This is a genomic window from Rohdeia mirabilis (assembly GCA_007750655.1).
Classification (GTDB): domain Bacteria; phylum Planctomycetota; class UBA1135; order UBA1135.
The window spans coordinates 1820561-1833814 of sequence record CP036290.1; the positions used below are offsets into that span (position 1 = coordinate 1820561).

The following is a 13254-nucleotide window of genomic DNA, read 5'->3' on the forward strand; positions in this document are numbered from 1 at the left end:
CGAGACGGTCGACCCGGCCTCTCGACCTGCCTTCTGGGCGGGCCGCCTCGTCCCATCCCGCGACCGACTCCGCGTCCGAATTCGGCCCACGTCCGTGGCCCGTCCCGGCCGCCTCGATCCGCCCCCCGTCCCACCCCACCTTCGAGCGACCCTTCCGGGTGGCGTCGGTCGGGTCCGATCGGGGGCTCGTCTCGACGAGGTGCACCCGTGGGCGTCGCTCGCAGGCGTGGCACGCACCGGAACCGGCAGCCACCGGCTCCGAGGCTTCGGATCGGCCGCCCGGGGACCTGCGCCCTGGGCCTGCCGTCCGGCCGCGCCCTGGGCCTGCCGTCCGGCCACCGTCCTGTCCTTCCCGTTCGGTTCCCCGCTCGGCGCGGCGCTGGTTCCCAGCGCTCCTGTTCGAGCGCTCGCCGGCAGCTGCTGGCCACTGGCCTCCGGCTTCCACCACCCGGCTTCCATCAGCCGGCCCACTCGACGTTCTTTCGCCCGCGCCCTCTTCGGTGCCGCCGACCCTCCCGCCCCGAGCGTGCCCCAGTCCCTGGCTGGACGCTCGGCCGACCTCGAACAGGAGGGGGGCTCGGACGCCCCAGCGGTGCGCGCGGCGCCACCTTCCCCGATCGCCTCGCTCGCCGGCTGCCCCGTGCGCCGGCCCACGTTCCCGCGGCACCGAGTCCCGCGGGGCCTCCCCGACCTCTTCCCTTCCTTCCGCGCTCGCTCCGATCGACGACCGCCCACCACCGGGTGGCACCGTCCCCTGGACGCGAGCGCGGATCCAAGCGCCCCCCAACTCTCGCACCGCACCCCTTCGACCATGGAATCGAGCGACGCTCTGGACACCACGCAGATGGATACCGCGCAGTCCGGCACCAACCGAGCCGGCACGACCCAGGCTGGCACGACCCAGGCTGGCACGACCCAGGCTGGCAGCGGCCGGGCCGGGTACGAAGTGCCGACCCCCGGTCGGGACGACACCGATCGTGCCCCGACCACCGGTGGAGCGCGCACCGGCGCCCTGTGGGAGGACGCGGTGGGCGAGGACGTGGGGATGAAGGTCAAGAAGCGCAACGGCTCGCTCGAGCCGGTCGACCTGAACAAGATCGTCAAGGCGGTCCAGCGCTGCGCCGTGGGTCTCGAGGCGGTCGACCCGATGCGCGTGGCCACCCGCACGATCAGCGGACTCTACGACGGTGCGACCACCCAGGAACTCGACAGCCTGTCGATCCAGACGGCCGCCAACCTGATCTCGGAGGAGACCCAGTACTCGAAGCTCGCGGCGCGGTTGCTCGGCACCTTCATCGACAAGGAGGTGGCCAACCAGGACATCCAGTCCTTCTCGCAGTCGGTGCGGCACGGCTACGAGGCCGGCCTCCTGTCGGAGCGCACCTACGACTTCGTGCGCACCAACCGCCGCAAGCTCGACGACGCCATCGACCTGAAGCGCGTCAACCTGTTCGAGTACTTCGGCCTGCGCACCGTCTACGACCGCTATCTGCTCAAGGACCCGACCAGCCGCAAGGTGCTGGAGACGCCCCAGTACTTCTTCATGCGCGTGGCCTGCGGCTTGGCCGAGGACCCGGTCGAGGCGATCGAGTTCTACCAGCTGATCTCGAGCCTGGCGTACCTGCCGTCGTCGCCGACCCTGTTCAACTCGGGCTCGACGCGGACCCAGCTCAGCTCCTGCTACCTGCTCGACTCGCCCCAGGACGACCTGAACTCGATCTACGCGCGCTACATGGACGTGGCGCAGCTCAGCAAGTTCGCGGGCGGCATCGGCCTCGCGTACCACCGCGTGCGCTGCACGGGTTCGCTCATCCGCGGCACGAACGGGCACAGCAACGGCATCGTGCCCTGGCTGAAGACCCTCGACTCGTCGGTCGCCGCCGTCAACCAGGGCGGACGCCGCAAGGGCGCGGCCTGCGTCTACCTGGAGAGCTGGCACGGGGACATCGAGGACTTCCTCGTCCTGCGCGACAACACCGGTGACGACGCCCGGCGCACGCACAACCTCAACCTGGCCAACTGGATCCCGGACCTGTTCATGCGCCGCGTCGAGGCCGATTCGACCTGGACGCTGTTCGACCCCAAGGTCGTCCCGCACCTGTGCGATCTGTTCGGCGAGGACTTCGATCGCGCCTACGAAGAGGCCGAGCGCGACGGTCTGGGCGTGAAGACGCTGAAGGCCCGCGATCTGTACGCGCGGATGATGCGCGCGCTCGCCCAGACCGGGAACGGCTGGATGACGTTCAAGGACGCCTCCAACCTCAAGTGCAACCAGACGGGCGCGCCGGGCAACACCGTGCACCTGTCGAACCTGTGCACCGAGATCATCGAGGTCACGAGCCGCGACGAGACGGCGGTCTGCAACCTCGGCTCGATCAACGTGGGGCGCTTCGTCCGCGAGGGCGACGACGGCGCGAAGTACGTGGACTACGAGGCCATCGGCAACGTGGCCGCGCTCGCGATCCGTTACCTCGATCGCGTCATCGACATCAACTACTACCCGACCGAGGACGCTGGCTCGTCGAACCAGCGCTGGCGTCCGGTGGGGCTCGGGATGATGGGCCTGCAGGACGTGTTCTTCCAACTGCGGCTGCCCTTCGACTCGGAGGAGGCACGCGCGATCAGCGCGCGGATCTCCGAGGAGATCTACTTCCGCGCCGTGACCGCTTCGGTCGAACTGGCCGAGCAGAACGGTCCGCACCCGGCGTTCGCCGAGACGCGAGCGGCCCAGGGCCACTTCCAGTTCGAGCTGTGGGGGACGAAGCCCGACGAGGTGCCGTCCGGCGACGGCGCGCGCTGGGAAGCGTTGCGGGCGCGGATGACCGAGCACGGTCTGCGCAACTCGCTGATGATCGCCATCGCACCGACGGCGACCATCGCGTCGATCGCGGGCTGCTACGAGTGCATCGAGCCCCAGGTGTCGAACCTGTTCAAGCGCGAGACCCTGTCGGGCGACTTCCTGCAGGTGAACAGCTATCTGTCGCGCGAGCTGAAGGAGCGCGGCCTGTGGACCGAGAGCGTCCGCGCCAAGATCAAGCAGGCCGAAGGGTCGATCCAGGCGATCGACGAGATCCCGGACGACGTGAAGGCGATCTTCCGCACCGCCTGGGAGGTCCCGATGCGTTCGCTGATCGACATGGGCGCCGCGCGCGGCCAGTTCATCGACCAGAGCCAGTCGCTGAACCTGTTCATGGCCTCGCCGACGATCGGCAAGCTCAGCTCGATGTACCTGTACGCCTGGAAGACGGGCATCAAGACCACGTACTACCTGCGCTCGCGTCCGGCGACCCGGATCGCCCAGACCAGCACGGCGGCGAAGGCCGAAGGCGTGAAGGACGCCGACGCGATCGCGTGCAGCCTCGAGAACCCCGAGAGCTGCGAGGCCTGCCAGTAGCCGGAGCCGCGCGGGTCGGCACGCTTCGAAGGGAGCGCGACGCCGGCCCGCGCGAGCGAACCGATCGAGACCGAACCGAAGGGCGGGGGCGACACGTCCAGCCCGTTCGCGAAACCACTCGCACGCGACCGCTCGCGCGCCCGAACTCACATCCCACCGGACCGAAGACGACGATGACCGACCGCCAACTCCTGCTCGACCCGGGCATGGACCTCACCCTGCGCCCGATGCGCTACCCGAGCTTCTACGACCGTTACCGCGACGCGATCAAGAACACGTGGACGGTGGAGGAAGTGGACTTCTCCACGGACCTCGTCGATCTCGAGCATCGGCTGTCGCCGGCCGAGAAGCACCTCGTCAGTCGCCTCGTGGCCTTCTTCGCCACGGGTGACTCGATCGTGTCGAACAACCTCGTGCTGAACCTCTACAAGCACATCAACGCCCCCGAGGCGCGGATGTACCTGTCGCGGCAGCTCTACGAGGAAGCGCTGCACGTGCAGTTCTACCTGACCCTCCTGGACAGCTACATCCCGGACCTCAAGGAGCGCGAACAGGCCTTCCAGGCGATCGACAACATTCCGGCGATCCGCAAGAAGGCCGAGTTCTGCTTCAAGTGGATCGACTCGATCCACGACCTCGACGCCTGCCGGACGAAGGAGGAGCGCCAGCGCTTCCTCCTGAACCTGATCTGCTTCGCGACCTGCATCGAAGGCCTGTTCTTCTTCGCGGCCTTCGCGTACGTCTACTTCATGCGCAGCAAGGGTCTGTTGAACGGCCTGGCCTCGGGCACGAACTGGGTCTTCCGCGACGAGAGCTGCCACATGGCCTTCGCCTTCGAAGTGGTCGAGACCGTGCGCCGCGAGGAACCGGACCTGTTCGACGACGGCGTGAAGGCGCAGGTGATCGACATGCTGAAGGAGGCCGTCGAGTGCGAGATGACCTTCGCCGAGGACATCCTGTCGGGTGGCATCAGCGGGCTCTCCCAGCGCGACATGCGCCAGTACCTCGAGTTCGTCGCCGACCAGCGCCTCCTGAACCTGGACATGGAGCCGCACTTCGGCGCCAAGAACCCGTTCGCCTTCATGGAGCTGCAGGACGTGCAGGAGCTGTCGAACTTCTTCGAGCGCCGCGTCTCCGCGTACCAGATGTCGGTGACCGGCGACGTCGGCTTCGACGAGGACTTCTAGGAGCGCCGTTCGCCCTCGCCACCGCCGCGCTCGCGCGATTGGACGGGCGAGGTGGAACGACTCGCCCCCGACGCCGACGGGCCCGGAGCGCACGCGCTCCGGGCCCGTCGGCGTTGCCAGCGGCCGTTCCGTGTTCGGAGGCGCGAGCGCCTAACGGGGTTGATCGCCGCCCAGCTCGCGGTACTTCGCGTAGGCCTGGTCGGCGGCCTCGGGGCGTTCGGTGCGGTCGTAGACGCGCGCCAGCCCGAGGTAGATTCCCGCGTACTCCGCCGTTCCCGCCACGTCCGAGCGCAGCAGGAACTCGAGGTCTGTGAGCGCCTCGTCGTAGCGCGCGAGCTGGCCCAGCACGAGTCCGCGGTTGAGCCGGCACTTGTGGTCGTCGGGATCGCGCGCGAGCCCTTCGCCGAACGCCAGCACCGCGCCCTCGCGATCGCCGGACAGTCGGCGCGCCTCGCCCAGTTGGAAGTAGGCGCGCGCGAAGTCGGGCTGCAGTTCGACGAGTTCCTCGAGCGCCGCGGTGGCCGCACGGGTGTCGCCCAGTTCGAGGTACGCGAGACCCAGGCCGTAGCGCGGCAACGCGTCCTTCGGGTTCGCGCGCACCTGCAGCGACCGCGCGCGGATCAGCTCGAACGCGCGGCGGCGGCGCTCGGACTCGGCCAGAAGGGCCGTGGCCGCCTCGGCGTCGCGCCGTTGCAACGCTTCGAGGTGGAGGATGTGCAGCGCGGAGACGGTGTCCGGCGCGTACGGCGCGCGCTCGAGGTACCCGTTCAAGTAGCGCGCCGCCGCGCCGAGACTGCCGCGCCGCGCGAGCGCTCGTCCCGTCAACATCCAGGCCTGCGGAAAGTCCGGCAGGCGCAGCGTTCCGTCCTCGCGCACGAGTCGTCGGAGCGCGGAGTCGAGCTCGTCCTGCACCAGGTCGAGTCGGGCCCACTCCAGTTCGATCCACGGACCCGTGGCGGGGATGACGTTCGCCGCGATCAACAGGTCGCGCGCCTCGTCGCCGCGCCCGGCGTCGTCGAGCGCGCGGGCGACCAACGCGATCGCGCGGCCGTCGTCGACGAGCGGGCCCGGCGGGGGACCGGCCGCGACCAGCGGCAGGCCGAGCTCGAGCGCGTCGGAGACGAGCCCCAGGTCCAGGAGCGAGGCCAGTTCGGCCAGGCGGGTGGCGCGCTCCATCTGCAGCTCGAGAGCCGCGTTCGCCGCCGCTCCCGCAACGCTGTCGTCGGTCGACTCCTCGGTCGTCGGCGCGTCTTCGGGGGCCGGTTCCTGCGCCGGGCCCGCAGCGGCCGTCACCGCCTCGGCGGTCAGCGGCCCGGCGAGCGCGGCGACGAGGGCCACGCGGGTCGCGGTGCGGGCGAGAATCGTTCGGTGCGTGGCGTGCGTTCTCATCGTTCGAGCTCCTCGGACTTCACGACCCCGGCGCCTTCGCGCAGGAACAACCTGCGTCCGCCGTCGCCCGCCTCGATCCGCTCGATGCGACCCGACGGCCAGCGCACTTCGATCGACGTGTACGACGTGGCGGCGCCGAGGCCGATCGCGAGGTACGGACTGCTCGAGGACTGGTAGCCGCTCGTCGTCTGCACCTCGCAGAGCACGGCGAACGCTTCGTTCTCGGGCAGCTTCGGAACGACGACCACGCGCGCGCCGCGACCGTCGCGCGGACTGCGCGGCGCGCCGGCGCTCGCTGCGCCGTCGGCGCCCTCACCGCCAGTCTGTCCACCGCCAGTCCGTGCACCGGCGCCCTCGAGCCGCAGCTCGAGTCGGTGCGCCGTGCGACCATGCGTGTTGCGACCGATCGCGGCCGGGCCGTCGATCGTGACGACGACGATCTCCGGTGCGCCGTCGCCGTCGAGGTCGCCGACCGCGGACCCGCGCGTCCCGCGCGCGAGCGCCAGGATCGACGTGTCGCCGCCGGGCGGGATCGCTTCGGCGCGCAGGCCGCGGCCGAAACGCCAGAGCGTGTCCGGCTGGGCGTAGCTCGTCCCCGTGTTCGGCGAGTCGGCCTGGGGATAGACGTGTCCGTTCGCGGTGAACAGCTCGAGCCGTCCGTCCGCATCGAGGTCGACGAGGTGCACGCCCCAGGAGAGCAGCCGCCGCGTCTCGCGCTGCAGGCCGGTGCGGTAAGTCGCGGCGCGGAAGCCGACCGGAGCGCCGAGGAACAGCTGGGTCGCTTCGTCGGAGAAGTTCGTGACCGCCAGGTCCATGCGTCCGTCGCGGTCCAGGTCGCCGGTCGCGACGCCCATGCCGGCCTCGGCCATGCCTTCGGTGCTGACGGCCACGCCGGCTCCGGTGCCGACCTCGGCGAACGTTCCCGTGCCGTCGTTGACGAACAACAGGTTCGGCACCGAGTCGGCGGCCACGTACAGGTCTGTGTCGCCGTCGCCGTCCGCGTCGAACGGGACGACGCCCAACGTGAAGCCGGGCTCGACGTCGCCGAGGCGTTCGCTCGCGTCCACGAACGTTCCGTCGCCGCGACCGAGCAGCAGGCGATCGGGCTGGGCCGTCATGCCGCGCGGGCCGCAGTAGACCTCGAGTCCCTTCCACGAACAGGGCAACGCGAGCACGCCTTCGCCCAGTTCGCCGAGCGGCGGGTCCACCGGATCGAGGTCGAGGTACTGACCCAGGTAGACGTCGAGGTGGCCGTCGCGATCGGCGTCGAACAGCGCGACGCTCGTGATCCAGGTGGGGGGGAGGCCAGCCGTGCGCGGTTCGCCCGGTACGAGGCGTCGGTCGCCGGGCGGCAGCAGACCCGGTTCGTCCACGGGCACGAGCGCGCCGCTTCCGTCCTGCAGCAACACCGCGGCCTGGCCGAAGCCACCGACGACGAGGTCCATGTCGCCGTCGCCGTCCACGTCGCCCGCGCACAGTCCGGTCCACCAGCCGCGCAGTCCGGGACCGGGTCGGCGCGTGAAGTTCCCGCTGCCGTCGTTCGCGAAGATCTCGAGGTCGGCGCCGGGACCCGTGATCAACGTGTCGAGGTCCGCGCAGCCCTGCGAGAACACGAGGTCGAGGTCGCCGTCGTTCTCCAGGTCGATCAGCGCCACGCCCGCGCCGTTCGCCTCGAGGATCGTGGGCTTGGTGGCGCGACCGCTGAGGTTCACGTAGTCGAGCCCCGCGGCCGCCGCGCCGTCGGGCAGCACGACGCCCGAGAAGTCCGCGAGCACCGGATCGTCGCTGGCGGCGGCGTCGCTGGCCGCTCCGTCACTCGCAGCGGCGGGGGCACCGGGGCTCGGCGTGACCGCGCTCGGCGTCGAACCCGGAGCGGGCGCGGTCCCATCGGGCGCGGCGCCACTCGCGTCGTCGGGACGGCCACAGCCGCCGAGCACCGCCGCGCCCAGGGCCAGCGCGCCGAGGGCCACACAGGTGGTGCGGCCGCGGCGGGTCGATGTGGACGGACGAGGCGCCGGTGCGCCATGGGCGGAGTGAGCGGGGAGCATGGGGGCGACCAGTCTACGGAGGGCCTCGAGCTCGCGCGCGTCGCACCGCCCGCGGCTCGGCGTCGAGCGCGTCCGTGGGCAGGCGCTGCTTTGACGCGGACCCTGCTCCGTGCGTAGCGTGCTCCAGCACCGGGCCAGCGCTGCGCCCCCTCGAGCTCCATGTCCAAGGACCTGCACGACCCCACGCGCCAGCGCGACGACGACCCGCCGCACCCCGCCGAGCCGCGGTCCGCCCAGGGCGAACTCTTCACGGAGGTCGAAGCCACTGCCGCGGACACGGGCGCTGCGGCCCAGGTCGCCCCTTCGACGGCCGCGGTCCACGGGTCGGACGGTGGGGGCTTCGAGAGCGCGGACGATCGAGGCGCGGCGAGCGCGGATGCGGCCAACGGTGATGCGGCAAGCGGTGCTCGACCCGCGCGCGGTCGTTCGCCCTGGGTCCAGCCGGAGGTGTTCGCCGCCCTCGTGTTCGCCTTCGCTCTCGGCGTCTACCTGCGCCCGCACCTGGTGGTGGAGGCGCGCACCGCACCGACCGCGACCGAGCCTCGCACCCTGCTTCTGCCGGACGGCCCATCGCTCGCGGCGCGCGCCACGGCCGCCGATCTCGAGCGCATCGTTGCGGCCGCTCTGCCGGATCTCGCGCCCACGCCGCCCGCCGGAACGCCCGTCGTGAACGATGGAGCCACGGCCGGCGACGACCCGCGCCCGCCCGCCGGATGGACGCCGCCCGTCGGACCGACGTTCGAACGCTACGCCCAGAGCGCGGAGCTCGCGGCGCAGCTGCTCGACCCGGCCAACCGCTTCACGATCCAGGTGGCGACCTACGTCGATCGCGCCTCGCGCGAAGTGCTCGCCGAGGAGACCGTGGCGCACCTGCGCGCGAACGGGGTGCGCGCGATCGGTCCCCTGCACGTGGGCGGGAGCCTGGTCGTGCTCGCCGGTGCGGCGCCGTCCACGGCCGACCTCGCGCCGCTGCTCGAGGCGCTCGTCGTCCTGCCCGACCCGCGCGGACGCGAAGGCGAGTACAGCTCGGCCCTCGTGCGCAACATCGACGACCTGGTCGCCAGGTAGGGGGCGGGGCGGACGCGCTCGGGCCCACCGGCTCGGGCCCCTCGGACAGGGGCGGCGCCGGCTCGCCACGGGACCAGGTAGCGGTGGTCGGGCTCGCGACCTAGGCTCCGCGGACCCCGGGACCCACCCCGGGGTTCACCCACACGGGGTTGCTCCCCATGGTCGAACTCTCCGCCCTCTGGCTGCCGATCCTGGCCGCCGCCGCCGCCGTCTTCGTGCTCTCGTCCGTCGTCTGGATGGTGCTGCCATGGCACAAGAACGACTACCGGAAGCTGCCGAACGAGGAGGCCGTGCGCGCGGCGATGGGGGGCGCGGTGCCGCCCGGGCAGTACTGCCTGCCCCACGCCAGCGGGCCCGAGCAGTGGAAGGACCCCGAGTACCTGCGCAAGGTCCAGGAGGGTCCGGTCGCGATGCTCTCGGTCATGCCCAACGCGACGCCGAACATGGGCGCGAACCTCGGGGCCTGGTTCCTGTACAGCCTCGTGGTGGGGACCTTGACCGCCTACGTCGCGGGCCATTCGCTCGATCCGCGGGCGAGCTTCGGCAGCGTGCTGCGCCTCGCCGGAACCGTGGCCGTCATGGGCTACGCGCTGGCGATCCTGCCCGGCGCGATCTGGCACGGCCGCCGCTGGACGCCGGTCCTCAAGGAGGCCTTCGACGGCTGCTTGTACGGTGCGGCGACGGGGCTGGTGTTCGCGGCGCTGTGGCCGGAGGTGTGAGGACGTCGCCGGCGGGTCGGGACCCCGGACGCCCCCGAGCGCGAGAGCGGGATCGGGGGAGGCGGCGACCGCCCTGTGGTGCGTTGCCGCCCGGGCGATCCGGCGCTACCCTGTTCCGCCTCCAGCACCGCGGGCCCGGCGCATCGGCGCCAGCACGAGGCCCCTCGGTCCATCGATCCACCTGCGTCGGCCCTTCGCGCCGACCCCTCCGTCGCTCCAGACGAACCACTCCCAGCCATGTCCATCCACCGCAGTCTCCGCGGCGTCAACACCCGCGCCGGTGAGCGCAGCGTCCTCACGCGCTTCGAACGCGTCCAGAAGATGATCAAGGCCGGGAAACTGGATCCCGCCCAGGACATGGCCGTCGGTCTCCCGAAGATGCGCACCAAGTTCAAGGTCGTCTCGGGCAAGAAGGCCAAGGCCATGTCGGCCGGCAAGGACGAGAAGGGCAAGGACGAGAAGAAGAAGGCGTAGTCCGCAGTGGACGCGCCCCGCACGGGGAGCGAAGCGGGTTCCAGCGCCCGTTCGGCGTCGAGCTCCGAGGACAGGTTCCCCGGGCACGGCGCCGACGTCGCTCCGGTCCTCGAAGTCTTCCGCTCGATCCAAGGGGAAGGTCGCTACCTCGGCCAACCCCAGGTCTTCGTGCGGTTGCGCGGCTGTCCGCTGCGCTGCACCTACTGCGACACGCCGCACTCGTGGGTGCTGCGCGCCGACCAACGTCCGGACCTCGGTGGTGAAACGCTCGGTGACGAGCTGTTCTCGTCGCCGTTCCAGGTGGCCTGCGCGATCGCCGACGTCGAAGCGGACGGACCGCCGTTGCCGATCAGCCTCACCGGTGGCGAGCCGCTCGTGTGGCCCGGATTCCTGGCGTCGCTCGCGCGGCTCACCGGCGACCGTCCCCTGCACCTCGAGACGGCGGGCGCCCATCCGCGCACGCTCGCCGCGCTGCTCGGTCTGTTCCGCCACGTCAGCCTCGACCTGAAGTTGCCCGGTGATCTCGACGCACCCGTCGAGATCCGCGCGGGCGACGTCGCTGCACTCGGCGACGCGGTGCCGGTCGACGAGACCGCACCGTCGAGCGCCGCCGACTGGACCGCGACGCGCCGCGCGGCCCTCGACCTGCTCGCCGGCCGCGACGCGTGCGCCAAGCTCGTCGTCACCGACCGCACCAGCGAACGGGAGGCCTTCGAGGCCCTCGAAGACCTGTGCGAACTGGCGCCCGATCTGCCTCTCTTCATCCAACCGGCGACCGCCGTGCCCCGCTCCGGAGCACCGGCCACAGACCGGATCACGCCCCTGTGGGAGTACGCCCTCGAGCTCGGTCTCGAGACCCGCGTCGTCCCCCAGGTGCACCGCGCGCTCGCCATCCGCTGAGTCGCTCCCGGAAGGGACGATTCGCAGGCGCCGCGCCCCAACCCTCCGCACGCCCATGTCCCGCCTTCCCCGCGTCGCCATCGTCGGTCGCCCCAACGTGGGCAAGTCGACGCTGCTCAATCGGCTCGTCAACAGCCGCGTGTCCATCGTCGAGCCCACGGCCGGCGTGACCCGCGACCGCGTGAGCCTGCCGGTTCGCATCCCGACCGACTTCGGCGAGCGCACCGTCGAGATCATGGACACCGGCGGCATCGGCATCGTCGACCGCCAGGACCTCGGGCCGCTCGTCGAGGAACAGGTCGAGACGGCCGTGGGCAACGCCGACCTGATCGTCTTCATGGTCGACGTGCGCGACGGCATCACGCCGCTCGACAAGGAGGTGGCCGAGCGTCTGCGCCGCGTCGAGTGCCCCGTCGTCCTGGTCTGCAACAAGGCCGAGGGCGACCGCATGGCGTGGGAGGTGGACCAGTTCCGCGCCCTCGGCCTCTCGGCTGAACCGATCCCGATCAGCGCGCAGAACGGCGAGGGCCTCGAGGACTTCTTCTCGGCCATCTCCGACCGCCTGCCGGTGCCGCGCGAGGACGAGATGGCGGCGGTGTCCGTGATGAAGCTCGCGATCGTCGGACGGCGCAACGCGGGCAAGAGCACGCTGACGAACGCGCTGGCCCGCGAAGAACGAATGATCGTGTCCGAGGTCGCCGGCACCACGCGCGACGCGGTCGACGTGCTGTTCGAGCGCGACGGCCGCAGCTTCACCGTCATCGACACGGCGGGCGTGCGCAAGAAGAGCTCGTTCGAGGACGCGATCGACTTCTTCTCCGACAGTCGCGCCTACCGCGCCGTGCGCCGCGCCGACGTCGTCGTGCTGTTGTTCGACGCGATGGAGCCCCTGTCCGGTCTCGAGAAGCGCCTGGCGCGCTACGCGATGGACCACTACAAGCCGGTCGTCCTGGGCGCGAACAAGTGGGACACGGTGGGGGACCAGATGACGGCGCAGGAGCTGTCCGACTACATCGAGGCCGAGCTGCCCGGTCTGCGTTTCGCGCCGCTCGTGTGCCTGTCGGGCAAGGACCAGTGGCGCGTCGACGAACTGCTCGAGACGGCCGAACAGCTGTACCAGCAGGCGCACACGCGCGTCGGCACGGGCGAGCTCAACCGCGTCGTCCAACGCGCGGTCGCCGGCCGCGGACCGTCGAGCTCCGGCCACCGCGTCCGCATCCACTACGCAACCCAGGCCGAGCGTCTGCCGCCCACGATCGTGGTGTTCGTCAACGACAAGCGCCTGATCGGCAAGGACTACATCCGCTACCTCACCAACCGCTTCCGCGAGGAGACGCCCTTCAAGGAAGTGCCGATCCGCGTGGTCCTGCGCGACAGCGAGGACACCGGCGAGGACGAGGATTGAGCCTCGGCGCTCCGATCCCGGAACGTCGAACTTCTGCGCCACCGACTCCACCCACCAGCACCACGCGACCCATGAGCCACTCCACTTCGCGCCCCGCGGCCGACCGCCGCCGCTTCCTGGCGCTCCTTCCGCTCGCGTTCGTCGTCGCCCTCGCGCCGTCGTGCTCGAGCATGAAGCGCGAGCCGTCGCCGACCTGGCTCGACGTGGAAGTGGAAGCTGTCAGTCGCGACGTGCTGTGGCAGATGGCCCAACTCGCGATGAAGCGGCGCGGCTTCCCGCGGGGGACCGACGTGGACGTCAACTCCCTGCGGATGGAGAGCGGCTGGCGGAACAGCCTCGCGCCCTTCCGCGGCGACGGTCGCCGACACAAAGCCGTCATCCAGCTCTCCCACGTCGAAGGGGACACCTGGAAGGCCGAGGTCCGCGTGAAGGCCCAGGCGAACATGTCGATCGTGCGCCCGACGGATCCGCGCTACGCCGAGTGGGAGTGGCGCGACGACGACGAGGACGAAGCGCTGATCCTGATCCAGGTCCTGCGCTCCTCCCTGACCACCGGCGACGAGTTCCCCGAACGCGAGCTGACCCCCCCGGATCCGGAACGTTGACGGATCCGGGGCGCCCCGACCCGTCCGGCGCCAGGCGAGCGCCGCGAGCCCGCCACCCCACCGAA

General features: G+C 71.1%; 10 protein-coding genes. 8 read left to right on the forward strand and 2 right to left on the reverse strand.

What is annotated here, in order from left to right:
• Positions 1 to 1045 precede the first annotated feature (1045 nt).
• A complete protein-coding gene (locus tag Pla163_RS06825) occupies positions 1046 to 3394 on the forward strand; it encodes a ribonucleoside-diphosphate reductase subunit alpha (RefSeq protein WP_145192396.1) in 2349 nt (782 codons plus the stop codon).
• 173 nt (positions 3395 to 3567) lie between these two features.
• Positions 3568 to 4581: a ribonucleotide-diphosphate reductase subunit beta gene (locus tag Pla163_RS06830; RefSeq protein WP_145185560.1), complete on the forward strand. Its 1014-nt coding sequence runs from the start codon at positions 3568 to 3570 to the stop codon at positions 4579 to 4581.
• 150 nt (positions 4582 to 4731) lie between these two features.
• Here the strand turns inward: Pla163_RS06830 and Pla163_RS06835 are convergent, their stop codons facing one another.
• Positions 4732 to 5970 (reverse strand): tetratricopeptide repeat protein, encoded by a 1239-nt coding sequence (locus Pla163_RS06835; RefSeq protein ID WP_145185563.1) that lies wholly within the window; start codon positions 5968 to 5970, stop codon positions 4732 to 4734.
• The gene (locus Pla163_RS06840; protein WP_145185566.1) at positions 5967 to 8018 is read right to left on the reverse strand and encodes an FG-GAP-like repeat-containing protein; all 2052 of its coding nucleotides are present in this window, start codon (positions 8016 to 8018) and stop codon (positions 5967 to 5969) included. Before Pla163_RS06840 ends, Pla163_RS06835 begins: the two co-directional genes overlap by 4 nt.
• A gap of 159 nt (positions 8019 to 8177) precedes the next feature.
• Here Pla163_RS06840 and Pla163_RS06845 point away from each other — a divergent pair, with 159 nt between their 5' ends.
• The 6 genes from Pla163_RS06845 (at position 8178) to Pla163_RS06870 (ending at position 13189) form a co-directional block, all read left to right on the forward strand.
• Positions 8178 to 9086: a hypothetical protein gene (locus Pla163_RS06845; protein WP_145185569.1), complete on the forward strand. Its 909-nt coding sequence runs from the start codon at positions 8178 to 8180 to the stop codon at positions 9084 to 9086.
• Between the two features lie 158 nt (positions 9087 to 9244).
• Positions 9245 to 9805 carry a hypothetical protein gene (locus Pla163_RS06850; RefSeq protein WP_145185571.1) on the forward strand — a complete coding sequence of 187 codons (561 nt, stop codon included), beginning with the start codon at positions 9245 to 9247 and terminating at the stop codon, positions 9803 to 9805.
• 237 nt (positions 9806 to 10042) lie between these two features.
• Positions 10043 to 10279 carry a small basic protein gene (locus Pla163_RS06855; protein ID WP_145185575.1) on the forward strand — a complete coding sequence of 79 codons (237 nt, stop codon included), beginning with the start codon at positions 10043 to 10045 and terminating at the stop codon, positions 10277 to 10279.
• A gap of 6 nt (positions 10280 to 10285) precedes the next feature.
• Positions 10286 to 11179: a 7-carboxy-7-deazaguanine synthase QueE gene (locus Pla163_RS06860; RefSeq protein WP_145185578.1), complete on the forward strand. Its 894-nt coding sequence runs from the start codon at positions 10286 to 10288 to the stop codon at positions 11177 to 11179.
• A gap of 55 nt (positions 11180 to 11234) precedes the next feature.
• Positions 11235 to 12584, forward strand: a complete 1350-nt coding sequence (gene der, locus Pla163_RS06865; RefSeq protein WP_145185581.1) for a ribosome biogenesis GTPase Der — start codon at positions 11235 to 11237, stop codon at positions 12582 to 12584.
• A gap of 71 nt (positions 12585 to 12655) precedes the next feature.
• Positions 12656 to 13189 (forward strand): hypothetical protein, encoded by a 534-nt coding sequence (locus tag Pla163_RS06870; protein WP_145185584.1) that lies wholly within the window; start codon positions 12656 to 12658, stop codon positions 13187 to 13189.
• The last annotated feature ends 65 nt before the right edge of the window (positions 13190 to 13254 follow it).